General features: G+C 40.9%; 24 protein-coding genes and 2 tRNA genes. 20 read left to right on the top strand and 6 right to left on the bottom strand.

Annotated features, from left to right (window positions below):
- Positions 1-18 precede the first annotated feature (18 nt).
- Positions 19-981, top strand: a complete 963-nt coding sequence (locus ACOFKR_RS11900) for a lipid A deacylase LpxR family protein (protein ID WP_419801022.1) — start codon at positions 19-21, stop codon at positions 979-981.
- Positions 982-1,094: 113 nt separating this feature from the next.
- Entirely contained in the window at positions 1,095-1,718 is a 624-nt protein-coding gene (locus ACOFKR_RS11895) for a tetratricopeptide repeat protein (protein ID WP_419801021.1), read from the top strand.
- A gap of 4 nt (positions 1,719-1,722) precedes the next feature.
- On the opposite strand, the gene ACOFKR_RS11890 is transcribed toward ACOFKR_RS11895, so the two are convergent.
- Both ACOFKR_RS11890 and gpmI read right to left on the bottom strand, forming a co-directional pair.
- The gene (locus tag ACOFKR_RS11890) at positions 1,723-2,262 is read right to left on the bottom strand and encodes a hypothetical protein (RefSeq protein WP_419801020.1); all 540 of its coding nucleotides are present in this window, start codon (positions 2,260-2,262) and stop codon (positions 1,723-1,725) included.
- Positions 2,249-3,772, bottom strand: coding sequence for a 2,3-bisphosphoglycerate-independent phosphoglycerate mutase (gene gpmI, locus ACOFKR_RS11885; RefSeq protein ID WP_419801019.1), 1,524 nt, complete (start codon positions 3,770-3,772; stop codon positions 2,249-2,251). Before gpmI ends, ACOFKR_RS11890 begins: the two co-directional genes overlap by 14 nt.
- 109 nt (positions 3,773-3,881) lie before the next feature.
- On the opposite strand from gpmI, the gene ACOFKR_RS11880 reads away from it, so the two are divergent.
- The 4 genes from ACOFKR_RS11880 to ACOFKR_RS11865 are packed head-to-tail and all read left to right on the top strand — an operon-like array spanning position 3,882 to position 6,679.
- Positions 3,882-4,274: a DUF4783 domain-containing protein gene (locus ACOFKR_RS11880; protein WP_419801018.1), complete on the top strand. Its 393-nt coding sequence runs from the start codon at positions 3,882-3,884 to the stop codon at positions 4,272-4,274.
- A 43-nt stretch (positions 4,275-4,317) separates the two neighbouring features.
- Positions 4,318-5,160, top strand: a complete 843-nt coding sequence (gene nadC, locus ACOFKR_RS11875; protein WP_419801017.1) for a carboxylating nicotinate-nucleotide diphosphorylase — start codon at positions 4,318-4,320, stop codon at positions 5,158-5,160.
- 60 nt (positions 5,161-5,220) lie between these two features.
- Complete coding sequence (plsY, locus tag ACOFKR_RS11870; RefSeq protein WP_419801016.1) at positions 5,221-5,868, top strand: glycerol-3-phosphate 1-O-acyltransferase PlsY; 648 nt, start codon at positions 5,221-5,223, stop codon at positions 5,866-5,868.
- 7 nt (positions 5,869-5,875) lie between these two features.
- Complete coding sequence (locus ACOFKR_RS11865) at positions 5,876-6,679, top strand: M48 family metallopeptidase (protein ID WP_419801015.1); 804 nt, start codon at positions 5,876-5,878, stop codon at positions 6,677-6,679.
- Between the two features lie 501 nt (positions 6,680-7,180).
- On the opposite strand, the gene ACOFKR_RS11860 is transcribed toward ACOFKR_RS11865, so the two are convergent.
- Positions 7,181-7,267 (bottom strand) — tRNA-Leu (locus ACOFKR_RS11860).
- A 169-nt stretch (positions 7,268-7,436) separates the two neighbouring features.
- Between ACOFKR_RS11860 and ACOFKR_RS11855 the strand changes: the two genes are divergently transcribed.
- The 3 genes from ACOFKR_RS11855 (at position 7,437) to msrA (ending at position 9,394) form a co-directional block, all read left to right on the top strand.
- Positions 7,437-8,468, top strand: a complete 1,032-nt coding sequence (locus ACOFKR_RS11855; protein ID WP_419801014.1) for a WD40/YVTN/BNR-like repeat-containing protein — start codon at positions 7,437-7,439, stop codon at positions 8,466-8,468.
- Between the two features lie 106 nt (positions 8,469-8,574).
- A tRNA-Lys gene (locus tag ACOFKR_RS11850) sits at positions 8,575-8,647 on the top strand.
- Positions 8,648-8,899: 252 nt separating this feature from the next.
- A complete protein-coding gene (gene msrA, locus ACOFKR_RS11845; RefSeq protein ID WP_419801013.1) occupies positions 8,900-9,394 on the top strand; it encodes a peptide-methionine (S)-S-oxide reductase MsrA in 495 nt (164 codons plus the stop codon).
- 87 nt (positions 9,395-9,481) lie between these two features.
- Here msrA and ACOFKR_RS11840 read toward each other — a convergent pair whose 3' ends face one another.
- Complete coding sequence (locus ACOFKR_RS11840; protein ID WP_419801012.1) at positions 9,482-9,964, bottom strand: DUF4385 domain-containing protein; 483 nt, start codon at positions 9,962-9,964, stop codon at positions 9,482-9,484.
- Positions 9,965-10,226: 262 nt separating this feature from the next.
- Here ACOFKR_RS11840 and ACOFKR_RS11835 point away from each other — a divergent pair, with 262 nt between their 5' ends.
- From ACOFKR_RS11835 to map, 5 genes are all read left to right on the top strand, one after another.
- Entirely contained in the window at positions 10,227-10,949 is a 723-nt protein-coding gene (locus tag ACOFKR_RS11835; RefSeq protein WP_419801011.1) for an N-acetylmuramoyl-L-alanine amidase family protein, read from the top strand.
- A 113-nt stretch (positions 10,950-11,062) separates the two neighbouring features.
- The gene (locus tag ACOFKR_RS11830) at positions 11,063-11,599 is read left to right on the top strand and encodes a pyridoxamine 5'-phosphate oxidase family protein (RefSeq protein ID WP_419801010.1); all 537 of its coding nucleotides are present in this window, start codon (positions 11,063-11,065) and stop codon (positions 11,597-11,599) included.
- A 102-nt stretch (positions 11,600-11,701) separates the two neighbouring features.
- On the top strand, positions 11,702-12,613 hold the full coding sequence (locus tag ACOFKR_RS11825; protein WP_419801009.1) for a glycosyltransferase family 2 protein: 912 nt from the start codon (positions 11,702-11,704) through the stop codon (positions 12,611-12,613).
- Between the two features lie 5 nt (positions 12,614-12,618).
- Positions 12,619-13,788 carry a glycosyltransferase family 2 protein gene (locus ACOFKR_RS11820; protein WP_419801008.1) on the top strand — a complete coding sequence of 390 codons (1,170 nt, stop codon included), beginning with the start codon at positions 12,619-12,621 and terminating at the stop codon, positions 13,786-13,788.
- A gap of 169 nt (positions 13,789-13,957) precedes the next feature.
- On the top strand, positions 13,958-14,758 hold the full coding sequence (gene map, locus ACOFKR_RS11815; protein WP_419801007.1) for a type I methionyl aminopeptidase: 801 nt from the start codon (positions 13,958-13,960) through the stop codon (positions 14,756-14,758).
- A gap of 229 nt (positions 14,759-14,987) precedes the next feature.
- Here the strand turns inward: map and ACOFKR_RS11810 are convergent, their stop codons facing one another.
- A complete protein-coding gene (locus tag ACOFKR_RS11810; RefSeq protein WP_419801006.1) occupies positions 14,988-15,761 on the bottom strand; it encodes a dienelactone hydrolase family protein in 774 nt (257 codons plus the stop codon).
- A 209-nt stretch (positions 15,762-15,970) separates the two neighbouring features.
- Between ACOFKR_RS11810 and ACOFKR_RS11805 the strand changes: the two genes are divergently transcribed.
- The 4 genes from ACOFKR_RS11805 to ACOFKR_RS11790 all read left to right on the top strand — a co-directional run bounded on the left by ACOFKR_RS11805 (position 15,971) and on the right by ACOFKR_RS11790 (position 20,104).
- The gene (locus tag ACOFKR_RS11805; RefSeq protein WP_419801005.1) at positions 15,971-16,117 is read left to right on the top strand and encodes a hypothetical protein; all 147 of its coding nucleotides are present in this window, start codon (positions 15,971-15,973) and stop codon (positions 16,115-16,117) included.
- 1,049 nt (positions 16,118-17,166) lie between these two features.
- A complete protein-coding gene (locus ACOFKR_RS11800) occupies positions 17,167-17,811 on the top strand; it encodes a hypothetical protein (protein ID WP_419801004.1) in 645 nt (214 codons plus the stop codon).
- 29 nt (positions 17,812-17,840) lie between these two features.
- Entirely contained in the window at positions 17,841-19,061 is a 1,221-nt protein-coding gene (locus tag ACOFKR_RS11795; RefSeq protein WP_419801003.1) for a gliding motility-associated C-terminal domain-containing protein, read from the top strand.
- Positions 19,062-19,117: 56 nt separating this feature from the next.
- Positions 19,118-20,104, top strand: coding sequence for a type IX secretion system membrane protein PorP/SprF (locus ACOFKR_RS11790; protein ID WP_419801002.1), 987 nt, complete (start codon positions 19,118-19,120; stop codon positions 20,102-20,104).
- A gap of 26 nt (positions 20,105-20,130) precedes the next feature.
- Here ACOFKR_RS11790 and ACOFKR_RS11785 read toward each other — a convergent pair whose 3' ends face one another.
- Positions 20,131-20,274 carry a hypothetical protein gene (locus tag ACOFKR_RS11785; protein ID WP_419801001.1) on the bottom strand — a complete coding sequence of 48 codons (144 nt, stop codon included), beginning with the start codon at positions 20,272-20,274 and terminating at the stop codon, positions 20,131-20,133.
- A gap of 155 nt (positions 20,275-20,429) precedes the next feature.
- Here ACOFKR_RS11785 and fdhD point away from each other — a divergent pair, with 155 nt between their 5' ends.
- Both fdhD and ACOFKR_RS11775 read left to right on the top strand, forming a co-directional pair.
- Entirely contained in the window at positions 20,430-21,290 is an 861-nt protein-coding gene (fdhD, locus tag ACOFKR_RS11780) for a formate dehydrogenase accessory sulfurtransferase FdhD (RefSeq protein ID WP_419801000.1), read from the top strand.
- 135 nt (positions 21,291-21,425) lie between these two features.
- A complete protein-coding gene (locus tag ACOFKR_RS11775) occupies positions 21,426-21,797 on the top strand; it encodes a DUF7009 family protein (RefSeq protein ID WP_419800999.1) in 372 nt (123 codons plus the stop codon).
- The last annotated feature ends 1 nt before the right edge of the window (position 21,798 follow it).

The raw sequence follows: 21,798 nt of genomic DNA, 5'->3' as shown, positions 1-21,798 counted from the left end.
TTAGGGCTTTTTATCAGCATGAATTTCAGAAGCTCTATTTTATTTTTGATACTGTTTTTATCGGTACTTTTTTCATCTGCACAGCAGCGTAATTTTCAAAACGAACTGGGTTTTCAAACCGATAATGATGCTTATCTGGCGCAAGGCTCTGATCGATATTACACCAACGGTTTGTTTATTTATTTCCGGCACGCGCTTCAAACCGATACTTCAAACCAAAAACTTTTTGGCAAAACGCTGGGTTTTGAGATCGGACAGAAAATGTTTAACCCGCAATCGGCTTTTATCCCTGATGCTTACTATGTTGACCGCCCTTTTGCCGGTTATTTGTACGCAGGAAGTTCGCTGCAATATCTTTTCAAAAATGAATGCGCATTGAAATTGGGCGTACAATTGGGCGTAACTGGTCCGGCAGCTTTGGCCAGGCAAGCGCAGGAACTGGTGCACCGGACGATCGGTTTTTATACACCGATGGGCTGGCAATATCAGATCAGAAATAATGTTGGTATAAATTTTATGGGGAATTACGACCGTTTGTTTTTTCGTTCAGGCTGGTTTGATCTGGCAGGAAATTCGTACGCAAACTTAGGGACTACTTTTACAGGTGCCGGAGTAGGGGCAATGCTTCGGTTTGGCGAGTTCAATCCCTTATATCATTCGGTAAGCACATCGGGTTTGGTTGCCAAAAATAGGGTGATAAAAGAAGCACACCAGCGTGAGTTTTTTTTCTACCTGAAACCAGGCGTAAATTATATCGCATATGATGCCACCGTTCAGGGAAATTTATTTGGCCGGGGCAACGATCCGCAGGAAATCACCAAAAAACCGGAGCCTTTTGTGCTGAGCCAGGAATTTGGCGGAAACCTGACGGCCGGACATTGGGCATTTAACCTTGCTGCGGTTTTTAAAACAAGGGAAGTAAAATCAATGGTACGCGCGCATCAATGGGGCAGTGCCACTTTTTTGTACCGGTTTAACTGATGCTGTTTTTACCGGTATAAAATCAGGATTGTTAATATTTTGTTAAAATCAACAACAATATTTTTTTGAAAATCCTGTTTTGGTTATAATTGGATCACGTTGCGCTTTTGTAAATGAAATACAGTTTTGTTTTAGGGTTGCTGATTTTTACTTCGCTTGAAAACATTCATGCGCAAAATGCTTACATCCGGATCGGACAAAAAGCTTTGTTTGATGGTGATTTTAAAAATGCCGTTACCAGTTTAGAAAAAGCCTGCATCACCGATTCTACCAATGCCAACGCGCTGTGGATGCTGGGTTATTCGTATTATCATTGCGACAGCTATAAAAAATCCATTGCAGCTTATACTAAATTAATAGCTGTAAAACCTGCCGATGCTTCAGCTTATTATTATCGGGCTAGGGCAAAAGGGCATTTGGCCATCGAAAATTCGGTTTCTGCTGCCGAAAAGGAGAAATACTTTTTAGGTTCGATTTTAGATTTTACCAAAGCCGCTTCTTTAGATCAGGCACAAATCCGTTATTATCAAAACCGCGGCATTGCATATAAAGATTACGGTTCTTTTAAGCTTACAAAAAACACTGGTTACTATGACCGGAACCGCGCGGCCAACGCTTTTAAAGCTTCCATTGCAGATTTTCAAAAGGTTTTGGATGCTGATCCTTCCCGCCGCGATGTAACTTCCCTGCTGGAATTATCCAAAGAACAATTAGACAAAATGTCCCGCCGGAAATAATAGCCTATTTCAGTATTCCTTCAATCAGGTAATCATTCGTCCCTAAAAAGCGGACGTGTTGTTTTCTGCGGATCAGGTAAAGCGAATCCGGATAATAAGTTAGTTTTTCCCTGGTCTGAAATAACTTGTTGTCCACCACATTAAAAATCATCAGGCAGGCAATCTTGTCGCCAGCTTTTTTCAGGATGATTTCCTGTGTTTTCAAATCAGGTTCTAAAGCTTTATAAATGGTTAAATTGCCGGAAACGCTTGTTTTATAACTGTTTTTCCAGGAAGGTTTGTTAATATCCGATTCAGAAAAAACAGATAATTCCTGCGGCCAGTTTTCAATCTTCAGCTTTTTGGTTTCTGTTACGCCGTTGCGGGATACTGTTTTTAGCACCTTAAAATCAGCTTTGCTCAACTTTTTTGCTTCCCCGCTAAAGTAATTTTTCAGGTTGAAGTAAGAAGTTTCGTTTTGCCGGATATCAGGTTTGCAGGAAACCAGGCCCAACACAAAACCAATCACTATAAACCTGAAAATCAAACTTTTATACCAAAACATTTCCGGTCATTTCAGCAGGGATTTCTACGCCCAGCAGTTTTAAAACCGTTGGTGCAATATCGCCAAGTTTTCCGGATTTCACTTCCGTATAATCCGTGTTCACCAGAATACAGGGAACCAGGTTAGTTGTGTGTGCCGTATTTGGCGATCCATCTGTGTTCACCATGTAATCCGCATTGCCATGATCTGCAATGATGATAAACGCATAATTGTGCCTGATGCCGGTTTCTACCACTTGTTTTACGCAGGCATCCACCGTTTCCACGGCTTTTACCACCGCTTCAAAAACACCGGTGTGGCCAACCATGTCCGGGTTGGCAAAGTTTAGGCAGATAAAATCCGGCCAGCCGCTTTCCAGTTCCGGGATAATCAGATCTTTGATCCCTTCGGCACTCATTTCGGGCTGCAGATCATAAGTGGCCACTTTTGGTGAAGGCACCAGCAGGCGTTTTTCGTTGGCAAATTCTTTTTCCCTTCCTCCGGAGAAGAAAAACGTAACGTGCGGATATTTTTCAGTTTCTGCAATCCGGATCTGGTTTTTGCCGGCGTACTGCAAAATCTCGCCCAAAGTATTCACCAGATCATCTTTGGTAAAAACCACATCTATGTTTTTAAAACTTTCGTCATACGAAGTCATGGTGATGTATTTTAGCTTCAGCGGGTGCATGTTTTGCTCCGGGAAAGCTTTTTGGGTCAAGGCCGAAGTGATTTCCCGGCCGCGGTCTGTCCGGAAGTTAAAGCAGATCACCACATCATCTTCCTGAACAACAGCAACCGGATTATTATCGGCATCAACCTTAATTATCGGTTTTATAAACTCGTCCGTTATACCATCTGCATAAGAATCCCGCACGGCATCAGCCAGATTATCAACAGGTTCTCCAATGCCGTTCACCAATAAATCATAAGCTAATTTTACGCGTTCCCAGCGGTTATCGCGGTCCATGGCATAATAGCGGCCAATGGCAGATGCTGTTTTTACCGGTGTTTTTTTGATGTATTCTTCCAGTTTTTCTAAATAAGCAAAACCCGAATTCGGATCGGTATCGCGGCCATCCATAAAAGCATGAATAAACACTTTTTGCAGATGATATTGCTGGCTCATATCGCACAAAGCCCGCAAATGATTGGTATGTGCGTGCACGCCGCCATCAGAAAGCAAACCCATAAAATGAACCGATTTGTTGTTTTGACGCGCGTATTCAAAAGCCTGGGTGAGAACGGGGTTTTGAAAAAAATCACCATCTGCAATCGCTTTGTGGATGCGGCCCAACTCCTGATATACCACGCGGCCGGCACCGAGATTCATGTGGCCAACTTCCGAGTTGCCCATTTGTCCGGCCGGTAAACCAACCGCTTCGCCCGATGCTTCCAATGTTGAGTTCGGATAATTTTCGCGCAGGTAATTAAAAAATGGCGTTTTGGCAGCCAGAATTGCGTTGGATTGATCTTGGGTTCCGTATCCCCAGCCATCTAAAATCAAGAGGGCAACTTTTTTGTTTTTTTCCACGGCGCAAATATAATAATCGGCCAAAGGATTTGAATAAAGAACAGTATAATCAGTTTATGCCAATTTTTTGTATTTTTATACGTAAACAGGTATTCATAAACAAATCATCATGAAAAATAATATGATCATTTTGCTGTTGATTGCTTCTTTTAGCACTACTTTTTTGGCAGATCAGACAGATCGGGTGGCGGCTTTATTACAGCTAGGCCAGGCGCATGAACTCGGAAAACTGTGTTCTAATAACTTAGAGCTGAGTATTTTAGGTGATGAAAAAACAGTTAGCAAAGCAGTTGCAGAAAGCCAGTTGAATACTTTTTTTAGCACCAATAAACCGGTGGCCGTAAAAATCATCCATCGGATGGACAGTAACCCAAGCCTGATTTTTGCGGTTGCTCAATTAAAAACTTCCGGCGGAAATTTTCGGGTTTCTTATTCAATCAAAATTACAAATGGTAACCAGGAGATGACCGAATTGCGCATCGAGACAGAAAAAGGACCGTAAATTGTGTTAATTAATTACTTTTGATCCTTTAAAATCAAAATCATTGGATTTAAACCTGATCAATCAATTTATAGACCTGGCACTGGCGGAAGATGTTGGCGACGGCGATCATACCTCATTGGCAACCATCCCGGCAACGGCTAAAGGCAAAGCAAAATTACTGGTAAAAGAAGCAGGGATCCTGGCGGGCGTGGAACTGGCCTTGCAGATTTTTGCCAAAGTTGATGCAGGGCTAAAAACCGAAGTTTTGCTGCATGACGGTGCATCGATACAAACTGGTGATATTGCTTTTTATGTAGAAGGCAGTGCGCAAAGCATCCTGAAAGCTGAGCGGCTGGTGCTGAATTGTATGCAGCGGATGTCGGGCATTGCTACAAAAACCCGTCAAATTACAGAAATGATTAAAGGTAGCGGCGTAAAACTGCTGGATACCCGCAAAACTACACCAGGTTTGCGTTACCTCGAAAAATGGGCCGTGCGCATTGGCGGCGGCGTAAACCATCGTTTTGGTTTGTACGATATGATTTTGATTAAAGACAACCACGTTGATTATGCAGGCGGCATAAAACAGGCGATAAAAACAGCACGCCGGTATTTGCAGGATCAGCATAAGGATTTGCAGATTGAAATTGAAGTGCGCAATATGGCCGAGTTGCAGCAGGTAATTGACGAAGGCGGTGCCGACCGGATTTTACTGGATAATTTTTCCCCCAATCAGTTAAAAGAAGCGGTAAAGCTACTCAATCATCAATATATAACCGAAGCTTCGGGCGGTATCACACAGGAAAACATTGCCGAGTATGCCAAAACCGGTGTGGATTATATATCGTCCGGCGCGTTAACGCATTCTGTAAAAAGTCTGGATTTGAGTTTGAAAGCAGTGTAATGAGGATTTTTATGCAAATAAAAACAGCCTCCAAAGCAATTTTGTTATCATTGCATTGAGATGATATCTATATACTCGGTTTGGGCACTGCTTCTGGCTTATTTATTGGGTTCTATTCCTTCTGCGGTATGGATCGGAAAATACTTTTATGGCATTGATGTCCGCGAATACGGCAGCGGAAACGCCGGGGCCACCAATACTTTCCGGGTCCTGGGTAAAAAAGCCGGTATTCCGGTAATGCTGATTGATATTTTAAAAGGCTGGACAGCCACCAACCTGGCTTATTTTATCGGTTTATCCATAACCGGCCCGCACCATTCGGTTCAATTTGTGAATTATCAGCTGGCTTTGGGCATTACTGCGGTGATGGGGCATTTATTTCCAATATTTGCTGGTTTTCGGGGCGGAAAAGGCATTGCAACCCTAACCGGGATGATTTTGGCCGTGCATGTTCAGGCATCGTTGCTTTGCATTTTGGTTTTTATACTGGTTTTGCTGATAACCCGTTATGTATCGCTCAGTTCTATTGCTGCAGGTTTTACTTTTCCGCTGAGTATTATCTTTGTTTTCCATGTTTCCATCCGTTCCATTATCGTTTATGGAATGTGTATTTGTGTGTTGATTTTAGTTACGCATCAAAAAAATATTGAGCGTTTGATGAAAGGAAAAGAATCCAAAGTAAACTTTTTTAAGAAAAAAGCAGTTTAAAAGAGCTATGAAGAATCTATATACCGCTATTTTATTAGCATCTACAATTTTATTTAACTCTTGTTCCAGTGTGCCGATTACGGGCCGCAAGCAGTTTATAGCCGTGAGCGATGCCGAAGTAAATCAATCCGCAGCACAAAGTTATAGTCAGCTTTTATCAGACCCGAAAACAAAAGTAATTAACAACTCTACTGATGCACAGCGGGTTAAGCGTATCGGAAATAAATTGGCTGCTGCCATAGAGCGTTACTTAAAAGCAAACGGTTATGCCGATCAATATAACTTTAAGTGGGAATTTAACCTGATCGAAAGTAAAGAAATTAATGCCTGGTGTATGCCCGGCGGGAAAGTTGCCGTTTACAGCGGTATTTTGCCCATCACCAAAGATGATGCTGGCTTGGCAACGGTAATGGGCCATGAAATCGGCCACGCTATAGCCAAACATTCTGCAGAAGCAATTTCCCGGCAGATGCTGGTACAGGGTGCTGGTAGTGCAGTTGGCGTACTTTCCGGTGGTGCTTCATCTGCAACGCAAGCTGCTGTTAATCAGTTATATGGTGTTGGTGGCCAGCTTTTTATCCTGCATTACAGTCGTGCACAGGAAACGGAAGCCGATCGTTTAGGTTTAACTTTTATGGCCATGGCCGGTTACGATCCGCACAATGCTTTAACTTTTTGGCAACGCATGGCTGCGCAAGGCAACGGGCAGCAACAGCCTGAATTTTTAAGTACGCACCCGGCAGATGCCACCCGGATTGCCAATCTTCAGGCACGTATACCCGAGGCAATGAAATATTATGTGAAACAATAACAGCAAATCCTGCCCGCAACGGCAGGATTTTTAGTTTTAGGCTGAATTCAGGAATGCTTCTTTTACCTGTACTTTTTCATCAGTTTAAGCTAAAAACTGATGCTGTTTTTGCCTATTATTTTTTTGTCTGAACCATTGCGCTCTAGCAGAAAAGAAGGAGATAAAATTGGTATGATGCTATTTTTACCGGGTAAAAATCAGGATAAATAAATCACAGAAATTAATAAAAACAGCAGACCGGCAATAACGCCAAGCCAATAAAAAAAGTTGGCTTTGAGGCTGGTGTCCAATTGCTGTTTTAACGAACTCATCTATCACAAATTTAAGTTTGTTGTTGAACGTAATTGTTAAGAAAAGGTTAAAGTTTTGTAGGAAATTCGGTTGTGAATGCTTGCAAAAACTAAAGGACAAATGATAAATTCTTTATTTAAAAAAAGCAGATAAAAGAAGCATCTGCTGTAAAATAAAAAACCTGTAAATGCTTAATTTACAGGTTTTTATTGGTGCCCACGGAGAGACTCGAACTCTCAAGAGACAATTCTCAACGGCTTCTGAGACCGCAACGTTTACCAATTTCGCCACATGGGCATTTTTCAACTCAAAAAAATAGGCTGTAAAAACAGTATCCTTTAAAGCAGGCGGACTGCAAATATAAACCTTTCGCAGATATGCGTTTAATAAAATCTGTATTTTGCCCGGCAAAATTATAATCAATACAACCCTCAGCTTAAAAAAACGAATGTTTACTTTCATCGGCATGAAAAAATACTGTTTTGTAGTTTTGTTGTTCTATTGGTTTTGTGCTGATTGTCAGGCTCAAACCATACAATTATTACAACAAGATACAGCAAGCAGCGTCCGTGGTTTATCCATAGTAAACGATCAGGTGGCCTGGCTGAGCGGCAGCAAAGGTCACGTTGCCATCAGCACAAACGGCGGTAAAACCTGGACGTGGCAACAGGTAAAAGGTTTTGAAAAGAGCGATTTCAGGGATGTGGAAGCATTTTCTGCCAAAGAAGCTATCATCATGAGTTCGGGTACGCCAGCTTTGATTTTGAAAACCATTGATGCGGGCGCAAACTGGAAAGTAGTTTATCGAAATGATGACAAAGCGTATTTTTTGGATGCAATGGATTTTGCAGATGCCAAAAATGGCTATGTTTTAGGTGATCCGATCAATCAAAAATTTTTGCTGTTGGAAACCCATGATTTTGGAAGCAGTTGGAAAGTAATGCCAAACTTGCCGGATGCCTTGCCAAATGAGGCTGCTTTTGCCGCCAGCGGAACTTGTTTGCAGGTAATTAAAAAGCGTGGTAACCTTGTAATAGTTACCGGTGGTAGTGCTGCCAGGGTTTTGCTTAGTGTTAAATCCAAAAACTGGCTAACAGAAAATGTACCTGTTGCTTATGGTCAGGCCAGTCAGGGTGCATTTTCTATCGCTTTTGGAGAGCATAACGTAGTTGTTGTTGGGGGCGATTATCAGCAAAACAAAAAAGTAGATTCTACAACTTGCAATTACGACAGTAAATATTACGATATAAAACGTAAGTTGAACCATTATCAACCAGCCGGAAATATCCCTTCGGGTTTTCAATCTTGTGTAATCTATCTGGATCATCAAACTTTTTTGTCCACCGGAACCTCAGGTAGTAACATTAGTGTTGATGGCGGTAAAACCTGGAAACAAATTGATCAAGTCAGTTTTAATGTTTGCCAGAAAGCAAAACATGGAAATTTGATTTTGCTGGCAGGTGATAAAGGTAAAATTGCCAGGTTAATAAATCATTAAGCTGATTGTAAAGCAGTTAGTTTGATCTGAAAAATAATTCAATTTATTCCTTGCTGGCAATTAGCAAAACTTCTATATTTGCACCACTTTAACGGAAACGTTAAATGATTCCGTAGCTCAGCTGGTAGAGCATAACACTTTTAATGTTGGGGTCCTGGGTTCGAATCCCAGCGGGATCACTGAGCAAAACAACAACTCCACAAAAGCCTGTAACTGAAAAGATTACAGGCTTGTTTGTTTTAACACTTTTTACAGCATAAATTTTATATCTGGTAAAAACTGTTGGTGCACTTTTTATCAATGATTTTTTGGTAAAAAAAATATCGCTTTAAAACTAAATTAGGAGATTTATCCTCTTTCAATAACCGTAAACATTTAGACTTGACTGCCTGTTGTAACACATATCAAATTTAAAATCAAACAAAAATTATATGGATACTGAAAAAGCCATTTTAGCAGGAGGATGTTTTTGGGGAGTAGAAGAATTGTTCAGGCATCAGCCCGGCGTAATTTCTACAATTGTAGGATATACAGGCGGTGATGTTCCAAACGCCACGTACCGCAACCACGGCACACATGCAGAAGGTATTGAAATCGTTTTTGACCCGGCAAAACTATCTTACCGTAAGTTGCTCGAATATTTTTTCCAGATACATAACCCAACCACCCGGAACAGACAAGGGAACGATGTTGGCATGTCTTACCGTTCAGCTATATTTTTTATGAACGAAGCACAGAGCGATACGGCCAAAGCTTTGATAGCAGAAATGGAAGCTTCCGGTAAATGGCCTGGAAAAATTGTAACAGAAATAGTGTCGGCAGGTGATTTTTGGAATGCCGAAGCCGAGCACCAGGACTATCTGCAAAAACACCCGCATGGTTATACCTGCCATTATGAGCGGCCGGAGTGGAGTTTGGTACAATAATTTAATTTTTTGAAATTAGTTTACGTAAGATGCTACTGTTGCTTTTGTAACAGTGGCACTTTTTATTTCTGTACCGGTGGTTTTGTTTTAGCCTTTTGCTTTTTTCCAGTTTATTTTTTGGGTTTTATATAGAAGCAGATTTTCTGCTTGCTGCCATTTTTCATAGAAAATGGCAGCCGCCCGGGCTTTTTCCGGGTCGCCGGTACCGCGTTCTAATTGCTGGTAATCCTGCTGCGGATCATATTTTTTGCCTCCTTTATAATTGGCATATCGGCGCGCCCGTGTAAAACCCATCTGCAAATATTTTCGGGCCATATCGGCACCTGCAAATTCTTCTTTTTGCAGATAATCCAAAAAAAGCGCATATATTTTGGTGCTGCTTTCCGCTGCAATTTCAGGGGTTTTAAAACGCCAAAACTGCCCGATCTCGCTTTTATAGGGTTCGCAAATCAATACGCCCTGCTCGCCCTTGCCCACGCGGTATTGCTCGGGGTGCAGGCGATAATCCACATCAGGCAGCCAGGCGTAAGCCACTTTGTTAAAATTGAGGTAGGAGGGTTTGGTGCTCATTAAAATATCAATGCTTCTTTTATCGGTATAAAGTTGGGCCAGGACTGAGATGCCGAATTTATACCGGTAAAAGAAGCATCAACAGTAATTGGCCCAAAACAGATTTAACAACGGCAAAAATAATTTTTAAGGATTACAGTTTTAACTTTGCTGCCTTTAATATAGCTGATCTAAAATGTTTTCAATCTCCAAAATATTGATTTTTAATGGTTTCATACTGATCGCCAGCTTATTTTATTCATTTTTTCCGCCGAAAAAAAGTATGATAAAAACAGCAGGTTTTCGTTTTAAAACCATTGTGATCGATCCCGGGCACGGCGGGAAAGACCCAGGTGCGCATGGGGATTTTTCGCTGGAAAAAAACGTTGCCCTTTCCATCGGCAAAAAACTAAAAAAAGAATTGCAAACAGAACTGCCTGATATAAAAGTGATTATGACGAGGACCGGCGATCATTTTATCGAACTGAACCAACGCTCTGAAATTGCCAATAAAAACCACGCCAACCTGTTTGTTTCCATCCACTGCAATTCATCGCCCGAAGATAGTGCGCTGCCCAGGCAAAACGGCGCAATGGTTTTGGTTTACGGTTATCACCGCAAAGGCGAACAATTGGAGGCCATCCGTGAAAATGCTTCTATTTATAAAGAAAAAAACTATAGGCAAAAATATACGGATTACGGCAGCGATGCCTCAACAAACATGATAATCTGGAACGCTTACATGCAAAAATACCGCAAGCAAAGTATTTTATTTGGAGATTTGCTGCTGCATGAGTTTAAAAAAACCGATCATCGCCACATCATCGGTTTAAAAGAACAAGGCGTGCTGGTGCTGGCCCACAGCGCAATGCCTTCTGTTTTGGTGGAAACCGGTTTTATCAACAACCCGATTGAAGAAAAATACCTCAATTCTGCCAAGGGCCAGCAGGAAATTGTGCAGTCGATCATCCGGGCGTTAAAACGTTACATCGAAAAAAGAGCCTGATTTTTAGCCGATAAAAACAGCATCAACCTAATAATTTTCAATTGATTTTATCCTGATAGATCAAAACCGAAGCGGCCAAAACCTGTTGTTGATACATCAAACAAACAAAAAAAATGGATAGCATTAATCAAAACCAGCCGGAAGATAATTTAAAAAGTCTATCTGGCGAGGAAGCGTTAAAAAAAATGAAAGATATTGCAGAAGGCACAAAATCGTGTTTTTTCTGTACGGATATCAAAACCGGTTCGGCAATGGCAGTTCGGCCAATGTCTGTACAAAAAGTGGACGACGAAGGTGTTTTCTGGTTTTTAAGCAGCAACGACAGTCATAAAGATCAGGAAATCAAGCAGGATGACCATGTTCATTTGCTGTTTCAGGAAAGCCATCAATCCGGTTTTTTAAACGTTTATGGCAATGCAAGCATCAGTGCCGATAAGCAAAAAATAAAGGAATTATGGGAACCGATCCTGAAAACCTGGTTTACCGAAGGTGTGGATGACCCGCGCATTAGCGTTATCAGCATTAAACCGACCGAAGCTTATTATTGGGACAATAAACATGGCAATGCCGTTGCTTTTGTAAAAATGGCCATCGGAGCGGTTATCGGCAAAACGCTGGATGATTCTGTAGAAGGTGAATTAAAAGTTTAAGCTGATAAAAGCAGTATTGGTTGGGTGATTTTTCCATGACCGATTTTTTTTGTGCTACGTATAAGGCTTTATCCAAATGTTTGGGTGAAGCCTTATTTTTTTATGCACCTTGTGTCCGTTATCACTGTAAATTATAATCAGCCTGAAGTTACCGAAGCGTTGCTGAAATCCATCATAGATAAAAACGATTACGCTGAAATACAGATGATTGTGGTGGACAACGGCAGTTATGAAAATCCGGTTCCGGCATGGAAAGCAAAGTTTCCCTGGGCTTATTTTGTAAGGTCTGAAGTAAATTTGGGTTTTGCAGGAGGCAATAATCTGGGTATCCGCCAGGCTTGCGGCGATTATCTTTTTTTGATCAATAACGATACGGAAATTACGCCCGGATTGATTAGAGAACTGGCAGATCGGCTGGAAAAAAACCCGCAGATCGGCATCATTTCACCAAAAATAAAATATTTCGAGGCACCGGACACGCTGCAATATGCCGGTTTTACGAGCATGAATTATTATAGTGCGCGCAACCGCTGCATCGGTCAGTTTGAAAAAGACAACGGCCAGTACGATCACCTCACCGGAAAAACCGGTTTTGCCCACGGTGCGGCCATGATGGTCCGTAAATGTGCCCTGAAAAAAGCCGGTTTAATGGCCGAGAACTTTTTTTTGTATTATGAGGAACTGGACTGGTGCGACCAGTTTAAGCGCGCCGGTTATGAAATTTGGGTGGACATGCAGGCCGTGATTTATCATAAAGAATCAGTTTCGGTGGGTAAAAACAGTATGCTCAAAACCTATTTTATGAACCGCAACCGCTTGTTGTACATCCGTCGCAATGCCCCGTTTTTTAAGCGGATAGTGTTTTACATGCACTTTTCTTTGCTGGTGTTGCCGCGTAATGTCCTGGCCTATCTGCGCGAAAATAAACTATCTTATGTTTGGGTGATGTTCCGGTCGGTGTGGTGGAACATGATCAACCCAAAAAATAGCAATAACTTAGGTTATCCGGTATAAATCAGATGATTGCATTTTTTTGGATCAGCTTATTTATCATCTTCTACGCGTTTATCGGTTACGGGATCGTCTTGTTTTTTTTGGTAAAGTTACGCCAAATTTTTAGGGGTAAAAGAAGCATCAATGCAGAAGAAATTTTAAATCTGCCAAGCTGCACGCTGATTGTAGCGGCCTATAATGAAGAAGATTTCATTGAACAAAAAATCAAAAACACACTGGCCCTGAATTACCCGAAAGATAAGGTCAGTTTTTTGTTCATCACGGATGGCTCAACGGATAAAACACCTGAAATCATCAGTTTGTACCCGCAAATCAAACTGATGCATTTGCCAAACCGATTGGGCAAAATTGCCGCAGTGCAACGCGCCGTAAGTGCAGTAACAACAGAAATAATGGTTTTTACAGATGCCAATACATTCTTAAACCCGGATGCGCTGGTCAAACTGTGCCGGCATTATGCCGATCCGAAAGTAGGCGCAGTGGCCGGCGAAAAACGCGTTCATATCGAAGAAAACGCAGATGCCACGGCCGGGGAAGGTTTTTACTGGAAGTATGAATCGAAGCTGAAAGTGTGGGACTCTGAGCTGAATACGATTGTTGGCGCGGCAGGCGAATTGTTCAGCGTAAAAAAAGCATTGTACCAATCGGTGCACCCAAACAGTATTATTGATGATTTTATGATCTCGATGCTGGTGGCCAAAAAAGGTTATCGCATTGTGTATGAGCCGGAAGCGTATGCTACCGAAACGTCTTCTGCAAATATAAAAGAAGAACTGAAACGGAAAATCCGGATTGCGGCAGGTGGTTTGCAATCCATTATCTGGCTGAAAAGTTTGCTGCTTCCGTTTAAGCAGCCGCTGCTTTCGTTCCAATATATCAGTCACCGCGTGCTACGTTGGACGGTTGTACCTTTCCTGATGATCGCTGCATTGATCCTGAACATCGATATTGCCGCACAAACGCATTTGCTGGTTTATCAACTGTTTTTATCGGCCCAAATCTTGTTTTACGGGGCTGCTTTACTAGGCTGGATTTTAGAAAAACGACAAATTAAAATCAAGGCTTTGTTTATCCCGTATTATTTCGGAGTGATGAATTATGCCGTGATCGCCGGGATTTTCCGCTATTTGTTTGGTCGGCAAAGTGCCGCGTGGGAAAAATCCAAGCGTAAATAAACCCGCCAAAATTTGGTAGCTAAAAGAAGCATCTGCCGGAAAAGTTTATAGAAAAATAATGGTAAAGCACGTGTCTCTCCAAAAATTACTTTTGAGAGATTTTTTATTTTTAACATTTTTTGTATTTTATTTGTTGATTGAATTTTTTTACCAGTAGCTAATAAACTGAATGATTATATATAAAACCGACGACCAGGTTAAATTGATGCAAATCAGTGCTTTACTTGTTAGTCAGACTTTGGCGGAAATTGCAGCCATGCTTAAACCGGGGATAACTACCTTGTCAATCGATAAACTGGCAAACGAATTTATTCTCGACAATGGTGCTGTACCATCTTTTTACAATTATAACGGGTTCCCGTTTCACATTATCACTTCTGTAAATGATGTGGTGGTCCATGGTTTTCCCGGAAAAGAAGAGCTTCGGGAAGGTGACCTGATATCAGTTGATGTTGGGGTGATCAAAAATCGATTTCATGGCGATCATGCCTATACATTTGTTGTTGGTGAGGTAAAACCGGAAATTTTGCAATTGGTTAAAGTCACTAAAGAATCGCTGTTTAAAGGGATTCAGGAAGCAGTTGTGGGCAAACGCCTGGGTGATATTGGTTATGTCATTCAGCATTATAACCAAAAACACGGATACGGCGTGGTGAAAGATTTTGTTGGACATGGCTTGGGTGAAAAAATGCACGAAGAGCCGCAGGTACCTAATTATGGTAAAAAAGGAAGTGGTATTTTACTTAAAGAAAACCTTGTGCTGGCCATAGAACCAATGATTAACCTCGGCACAAAAGATGTGTTTTTCGATAAAGACGGATGGACGGTGAGAACGGCAGATGGAAAACCTTCTGTTCATTTTGAACACGATGTATGTGTTAAAAAAGGCTCTGCGCTGGTACTTTCCGATTATTCGATTATTGAGCAGGCCGAGCAAAAAAACAGTAACCTTAATACTTCTTATTATTAAGACCTTTTTAAATTTTGTACGATATATTTTCTATGCTTCTTTTACCACCTAAAATTTGGTGGTAAAAGAGGTTTTTTTAAATTCGAAACGATTTAAAAAGCAAAATTTAGGGCATAAAAGAAGCACCATAATCCATTCGACCGAATTTTAAACAGGCCTTTGTGCAGCTCACATTATCGAAAAATTCTGGAATAAACCACAAGTTTCTTTTTGATACAAAAAGCAAGAATCACCTTGCAAAAAGCTCGTTTAAAAACAGCTTCATGTGTTCCCACGAGTGTTTTGCCGCTTTTTCATTGTAAGCTGCGCCTTTAGAATTGTCGTTTCCGGCATTTGGGTCGGTAAACGAGTGCACGGCATTGGCGTAATAAATCATCTGCCAATCCGCCTTGGCATCGCGCATTTCCTGCTGAAAAGCCAGTACTTCAGCCTGCGGTTCGTATGGATCGTTGGCACCGTGGCAAACCAAAACTTTCGGCCTGATCGTTTCTGTAGGCCGGTTTGTATCTTTGCCCAATCCGCCATGAAAAGAAACCACGCCCCGGACCGGAAAATTGGCACGCGCCATTTCCAGCACACCTGATCCGCCAAAACAAAAACCAACTGCTGCCAAACGTGAAGGGTCTGCCCCGGCTTTGATCAATTGCTGCATTGCCAAATCAATGCGGTGCTGATAAGCTTTGTAATCTTTTTTGTACATGCCGGCCATTTTACCTGCATCGCTGGTGTTTTTCGGATAATTTCCTTCTCCGTAAATATCCGCTACAAAAGCATAATACCCTAATTTAGAGAGGTTTTCGGCCGTTTCTTTGGCGTGCGCATCAATCCCCATCCAGGCTGGCAAAACCAAAATCCCGGCTTTGTTTTGGGTCGGGTTTTGTGGTTTGATGGAGAACCCGTTCAGTTTTTGGTTTCCGTCCTGATAAGCGACCGGTTTTAATTGCGCGCGGGAGATTGTTGCCGCCGCAAACAGTGTAAAAGCAAGTAAAGTTGTTTTTTTCATGTATAATCAATTTGGATGCTTCTTTTATCCACTAAAATTTGGTGCATAAAAGAAGCATCGGCTAAGTTAGTTTTTATTTTTTTGGCGATGCTGCTTTTATCTCCCAATCAAACAGGCTGCACCTCATTTTAAAACCGGATTTAACAGAGCAATTACCGAAACACGCTACAGCTTTGTTATCTAAAAAGTCCGCATATAATTTGCCAAAAATGGAAAAATATCCGCTAAAAGAAGTACTTGTAAATGGTGTTTATGAAATTGATGCAAATGGAAAATCCGAATTGCTGATTGCCGATTTGAAGCAGCTTAATAAATTGGCTTTTCAACGGATGAGACTTTACTTTATATTTATGTAGGCAAAAAAAATATCAATAAAGTATTAATAATCAATTGATTAAGTATTTTTATTTAAAATTTAAGTTAAGGTTAGAATGTAATAAAAAAGAACCTCGAAGTTTAAAACCTCAGTATAAATTCAAAAGGTATATCATTTATTAAGGTTATTAATCAATTTCAGGATTTTTTAACAAAACTTATGTTTGAATGCTGTATAGATTACTCAAAACTTCCTTAAAATAGGTCAAGTTAATTTTTCTTAACACCAATTTCAAATTTTGCTTAAATAATTAATAATCTGTGCAAAAATATACTAATACCTACATAAATTATTGATGTACATCAAGTAATATTACGATTGAGATTTGAAATTGAAGTTAAGCAAATAATAAACTTTTTAATGAATTAACCTGATGTAAAGATTTTCTATAATTTCTATTGATTTTGAGACAACAACTGAACCAACAGTTACAATATTGCTACGCAATTAATTTACGGGGAATGCTTTCTACATTGAAATAAACCGGGTTATACTGACCCTTACACAAAATTATATCCCTAAAAACTGTATTTTTTTAACAGGGATCTTCCAAATTTTTACTGTTTAATTAAATACAAAAAGCCGCTGAAAATCATTTAATCGTTAAATATTATGTATAAAGTATTTTTTCTATCTAAAAGTATAAAACAATTAAGAAACTCTTGGATTCGGAATATTTTTTTTGTTTCAATCATATTATTTTTTACTATAATGATATAAAATATAATTAAAAGTAAACAAATATCTTTTAATAAAATAACTGTATGTATTGCTGTGGCGTAAAAGTTCATCGGTTACCAATCAAAGTTGGAACAATGGAAAAAAACGCAAAATATGAACAAGTGGGAAAAGCTATTTAAACAGTGCAGTCAAGTTTATAAATCATCTTTATCAACCCTAAATCCAATTAAAATTTGCTTAAACAATTACTTAAACAAACTACCAAACCCCTTCAGGCAGGTAACTCTGCCAAACAGTAAAGCTAAATTTATACCGATAAAAACAGTATCTGGCATAATACTGTTTTGCATGGCCAGCACTGCATTTGCCCAGACCGCAACAACTTTAAACGGCCCCAGCGATGCAGTATCGAATCCTCCGGTAAATGCTTCTGCAGCAGATCATATCCTGCCTTCAGGTAATACAATCTCTTTAAAAATAGCTGCAGCAAGTACATCATCAGATGTAATTTACCAATGGTATAAGCTGGACAATACCGGTACAAAACGTTTGGTGCAAAGCAGCAGTTCCGCAACCCTTTCAGAAAGCCCGAGCGGTACAGGATATTACATCTACCAGTTGGTTGTAAGCAACTCCAACCAATGTTCTTCCGAAATTTCAGATCCGTTCAAGGTGTATGTTTTGCCGCCGCTATCGCCCACCATTGCGGCCAGTAGCGGCACTGTATGCTCAAATGGTACAACTACGGCTTTACTGACAGCAAACCCGGGAAACGACAAGTTTTCCTACCAGTATCAATGGATTTTGAACGGCAACAGCATTCCCGGAGCAACAGCATCTACCTACACCACAGCAGCAAATGTTCCAGGAGGCGATAATACTTATACCGTTAAAGTTGCTTACGCATTAAGCAGTTCTACCACCGCTACGGCAAATCGGGTAATTAAAGCTGTGCCTGTTCCGAATAAACCAACCGTTTCGATAGGGCAATAAAATACAGGTAAGACAAATAATTGTTTGTTATGATAGGAACCAGGGGTTTTAAATACATCTTTAGCGTTGTCCTCTTCATGTTTGGGTCTTATGCTGTTTTCGGGGCGGGGTCACCACCTAAATCGCAAACCGTTACTATTTGTCAGGGATCAGTAGTTGTTTTGAACGCATCAACTTTAAATGCGATAGCTTATCAATGGTATTTTAACGGACAACCGATTGTTGCGGCTACCCAAAACAAATATGCTGCTGACAAAGAAGGGGTTTATAAAGTAGTTGCTTTAAATGATCAATCCTGTTCTTCAGACGCTTCTGATGAAGTGATAGTTCAGTTTGAAGCACATGCTGTCCTGAATTTTCCTGCGATTGCTGATAAGATTTTTGGGGATGCACCGTTTCAGCTCAGTGCCACCGCTACCGGAAAAATTACTTACACGGTTTCTCCGAATAATGTTATTCAAATTATAGATAATTATGTAACTATTATTGGTGTAGGAACGGTTGAAATTACAGCTTCTGTAGAAGGGTCAAAAAACTGCCCAAACACGATTATAGTTAAACAAACGCTTAAAGTAAAGCCTGTATCAATATTAGCGTCTGCAATTAACCCGGTTGATCTGGCTATTGTTACCAGTTCTGAAACTCGCATTGTAAATATCGAAGAACCTTTTGAATACACGCTCAATATTAAAAACCAAAGTGCTTATGATGCCACGCAAGTAAGTATCACTGATACATTGCCAGCCGCGGTTGATTTTATATCGATAAAAAACGCATCAGACGGAAAAGCAACTTATGATGCGGCCAGTCGCGCCATAACCTGGACAATGACGGAATTACAGGCACGCACTGGTTCCGAACTCCGGTTTTCTGTTAAGGCCATACAGCACGGCACCATTGCCAACATGGCCCGGATCACTTCCATCGAAAAAGATAGTAATCCGGTAAATAATATTTCTATCGATTATAAGGATTTTGCCGGGATGACCATCCCGAACGTTTTCACCCCAAATGGCGATGGCCGGAACGATACTTTCAGCATCCCGGACCTGAGCCAGTATCCGCAAAACGAGCTGTTGGTGATAAACCGTTGGGGAGCAAGCGTTTATCAAGCCAAAAACTACCAAAATACCTGGACAGGCGACCGGCTGGACGATGGAACTTATTTTTACAGCCTGAAAGTGATCAACAAAAAAGGTATGCAGGAAGAGTATAAAGGTTACGTCATGCTGCTGCGGAAGTCGATCTGATTATAAAAACACAACTCCGGTAACCGGCAAACGTACAATATCCGAATGCGTAAAAAATGATGCTGAACTTCTTCAACCTTAAAAAAACCTGGCTGGTGCTTTTTTTTATCCTGAATTTTTTTTGGGCAGATGCACAGCAAAACGCGCAATATAGTCAGTATATTTTTAATGGTTTATATATTAATCCGGCATCGGCAGGTGCTAAAGAAGATTTTTACGTGCATAGTTTTTACCGTTCGCAGTGGACAGGCGTTAGCGGTGCGCCACAAAGTTTTTCGGTTTCTGCAGATGGTGCGCTGCGCGATGAAAAAGTAGGCATAGGGCTTTTGCTGGCCAAAGATAAACTGGGTGCACAAAGTACGCTTGCTGCTTATGCCAATTATGCTTACCGGCTGCAACTGGGCACGCAAGGCCAGCATTTATCGTTCGGTTTGGGGGCAGGAATGATACAATCTTCGTTGGACGGCTCAAAATTAACCGGCATCCAGGAGGGCGATAACACTATTCCGATCGGTACACAAAGCACGATTTTGCCCGATGCCCGTGCAGGCGTGCTGTACACCAGCAATACTTTTTTTGCCGGGCTTTCTGCAGATAATATCGTTGCCAAATATCTCAACCGGGATAAAAGTTTGCTGGTGCCAGTGCCGCAGCCACATTATTACCTCACTGCCGGGTCGTTGTTTTTTTTAAACGGAGACACCAAAATCAAACCTTCATTTCTGTTAAAAAATGCTTCCGGTTTAGGAACGGTTTTAGACATAAACGCTTTCCTGATCCTGGGCGACCGGACCTGGATTGGCGGCACTTACCGCAGCAGCTTAAATATCTTCAATAAAAATTCCGGCGGACCGTTTCAAAATGCCAATGCATTGGTTGCCCAGGTAGAAATTTTTGCCAGTAGCAAACTCCGCATTGGGTACGCATTTGATTACTCGATGACAGCTTACAGCGGTTTTGGCAATGGCTCCCACGAAATTTCTTTGGGCATTTACCTCAGCAAAAAACCCGCACAAAACTTTACCACAAGCAGCTATTTTTAGGTGATAAAAGAAGTATTGAACAAAAATTATTTATATTGATTTTGGGTAGAATGATTGTCCGCACCATTTATAGCATCCTGAAAACCCTTTTTAGCATCATTCCAATGTGTAATCAGGCTGTACAATAATACGCCAGCCAATAATTTATAAATTTTTAGTTTCGTATTCATTTTAAGCTGATAAAGTTTCTAAAGTACAAAAAGTTGGGATACATTTAATGTAAGCGCATGCTTCTTTTATCACCTTAAAATTCAAAAACTTTAAATTGCGGTTGCTAAATCTTATTCGGGCAAAAACTGTTTAATTTTGAAGTAGAAATTGAACTATGTCCGGAGTTTCTGTTACGCCGCTTACCATTGTTAAAGTTGATGAAAATACCAGCATTTATGCGGAAGACTTTCTGGCCGCAGAAGAACCGCTGGAAATCCGTTTAGGTTACGGCCCGGCACAAAACCGCGTTCAAAAAAGCATTTCGGTAACCATGCGTACGCCGGGAAATGATTTCGAACTGGCCATCGGGTTTTTGTTTACGGAAGGTATTATTGAAAACAGCGGTCAGGTGGCTTCCGTCAAACATTGCAATGGATTGAACGAAAATGTAGTCCGGGTAGCGTTGATTGACAGCCTGGAACTGGACATGAGCAAACTGGAACGTAACTTTTACACCACTTCCAGTTGCGGCGTTTGTGGCAAATCCTCAATTGATGCGGTAAAAACAGTATGCCGTTTGCCGAAAGCAAGTGCGGACCATCTCCGGTTTTCTGCGGAAATGATTTACAAATTGCCTGAGTTGCTTCGCCAAAAACAAAAAATTTTTGACCATACCGGCGGCTTGCACGGCTGCGGGTTGTTTGATGCCAACGGAAGTTTGCTGCTGGCCCGCGAAGATGTTGGCCGCCACAATGCGCTGGATAAACTGATTGGGGCCGCCTTACAGCAGGGTTTATTTCCGTTGGATAAATATCTACTGTTGTTAAGCGGACGGGCAAGTTTTGAACTGATCCAGAAAGCATATATGGCCGGTATTAAAATAGTTGCCGCAGTTGGTGCGCCATCCGGTTTGGCGGTGCAAATGGCTGCAGATTCCGACATAACACTAATTGGTTTTTTGCGCGGCCAAAGGTTTAATATTTACTGCGGCGAACAAAGGATCAGCATAAAAAGTTACCAATCAGAAGTAATATAAATTTGTTGTTTCTGTTGAAGGAAAAACTGAATTATGGAAGTAATGCTTCTTTTATCGACCTAAAATTGGTGAAATATACCGCAGAAGCTTTTTCGGTTTGATTGAAATAATAGTAAAAATAGAGCAGTATTAAAAATGAAAATACGCATAAAAGGCAACTCGATAAGATTACGGCTCAGCAAATCCGAACTGGAGGTGTTTGAAAAAACAGGGTATGTAGAGGAACAAACCGAATTTTTAAACAGCACATTTTGCTACGCGATACAAAAACTGTTTGACGGCCATTCGCTGGATGCTTCTTTTACAGGGCAAAAATTAACGGTTTTTGTACCCAAAGCAGTTGTACAAGAATGGGTGAACACAGATGTGGTTGGTTTTGATCATTACCTGCCTTTGCCTGATGAAAAAACGCTGTTCCTGCTGATTGAAAAAGATTATAAATGTATCGATGGCGATGAATCCGAAGATCAATCCGACTATTACGATAACCCGGTAAAAACTTGTTAAA

Origin of the sequence: Mucilaginibacter sp. (assembly GCF_965201005.1) — a bacterium.
In the GTDB taxonomy this organism is placed as follows: Bacteria; Bacteroidota; Bacteroidia; order Sphingobacteriales; family Sphingobacteriaceae; genus Mucilaginibacter_A.
The sequence above is the reverse complement of the archived record's forward strand: the minus strand, read 5'-3'. Positions and strand labels throughout refer to the sequence as shown.

What these genes read in the sequence shown, in the direction of transcription:
- ACOFKR_RS11900 (WP_419801022.1), top strand. Translation starts at nt 19, where the DNA reads ATGAATTTCAGAAGCTCTATTTTATTTTTGATACTGTTTTTATCGGTA.
- ACOFKR_RS11895 (WP_419801021.1), top strand. Translation starts at nt 1,095, where the DNA reads ATGAAATACAGTTTTGTTTTAGGGTTGCTGATTTTTACTTCGCTTGAA.
- ACOFKR_RS11890 (WP_419801020.1), bottom strand. Translation starts at nt 2,262, where the DNA reads ATGTTTTGGTATAAAAGTTTGATTTTCAGGTTTATAGTGATTGGTTTT.
- ACOFKR_RS11880 (WP_419801018.1), top strand. Translation starts at nt 3,882, where the DNA reads ATGAAAAATAATATGATCATTTTGCTGTTGATTGCTTCTTTTAGCACT.
- plsY (WP_419801016.1), top strand. Translation starts at nt 5,221, where the DNA reads ATGATATCTATATACTCGGTTTGGGCACTGCTTCTGGCTTATTTATTG.
- ACOFKR_RS11865 (WP_419801015.1), top strand. Translation starts at nt 5,876, where the DNA reads ATGAAGAATCTATATACCGCTATTTTATTAGCATCTACAATTTTATTT.
- ACOFKR_RS11855 (WP_419801014.1), top strand. Translation starts at nt 7,437, where the DNA reads ATGAAAAAATACTGTTTTGTAGTTTTGTTGTTCTATTGGTTTTGTGCT.
- msrA (WP_419801013.1), top strand. Translation starts at nt 8,900, where the DNA reads ATGGATACTGAAAAAGCCATTTTAGCAGGAGGATGTTTTTGGGGAGTA.
- ACOFKR_RS11840 (WP_419801012.1), bottom strand. Translation starts at nt 9,964, where the DNA reads ATGAGCACCAAACCCTCCTACCTCAATTTTAACAAAGTGGCTTACGCC.
- ACOFKR_RS11835 (WP_419801011.1), top strand. Translation starts at nt 10,227, where the DNA reads ATGATAAAAACAGCAGGTTTTCGTTTTAAAACCATTGTGATCGATCCC.
- ACOFKR_RS11830 (WP_419801010.1), top strand. Translation starts at nt 11,063, where the DNA reads ATGGATAGCATTAATCAAAACCAGCCGGAAGATAATTTAAAAAGTCTA.
- ACOFKR_RS11825 (WP_419801009.1), top strand. Translation starts at nt 11,702, where the DNA reads ATGCACCTTGTGTCCGTTATCACTGTAAATTATAATCAGCCTGAAGTT.
- ACOFKR_RS11820 (WP_419801008.1), top strand. Translation starts at nt 12,619, where the DNA reads ATGATTGCATTTTTTTGGATCAGCTTATTTATCATCTTCTACGCGTTT.
- map (WP_419801007.1), top strand. Translation starts at nt 13,958, where the DNA reads ATGATTATATATAAAACCGACGACCAGGTTAAATTGATGCAAATCAGT.
- ACOFKR_RS11810 (WP_419801006.1), bottom strand. Translation starts at nt 15,761, where the DNA reads ATGAAAAAAACAACTTTACTTGCTTTTACACTGTTTGCGGCGGCAACA.
- ACOFKR_RS11805 (WP_419801005.1), top strand. Translation starts at nt 15,971, where the DNA reads ATGGAAAAATATCCGCTAAAAGAAGTACTTGTAAATGGTGTTTATGAA.
- ACOFKR_RS11800 (WP_419801004.1), top strand. Translation starts at nt 17,167, where the DNA reads ATGGCCAGCACTGCATTTGCCCAGACCGCAACAACTTTAAACGGCCCC.
- ACOFKR_RS11795 (WP_419801003.1), top strand. Translation starts at nt 17,841, where the DNA reads ATGATAGGAACCAGGGGTTTTAAATACATCTTTAGCGTTGTCCTCTTC.
- ACOFKR_RS11790 (WP_419801002.1), top strand. Translation starts at nt 19,118, where the DNA reads ATGATGCTGAACTTCTTCAACCTTAAAAAAACCTGGCTGGTGCTTTTT.
- ACOFKR_RS11785 (WP_419801001.1), bottom strand. Translation starts at nt 20,274, where the DNA reads ATGAATACGAAACTAAAAATTTATAAATTATTGGCTGGCGTATTATTG.
- fdhD (WP_419801000.1), top strand. Translation starts at nt 20,430, where the DNA reads ATGTCCGGAGTTTCTGTTACGCCGCTTACCATTGTTAAAGTTGATGAA.
- ACOFKR_RS11775 (WP_419800999.1), top strand. Translation starts at nt 21,426, where the DNA reads ATGAAAATACGCATAAAAGGCAACTCGATAAGATTACGGCTCAGCAAA.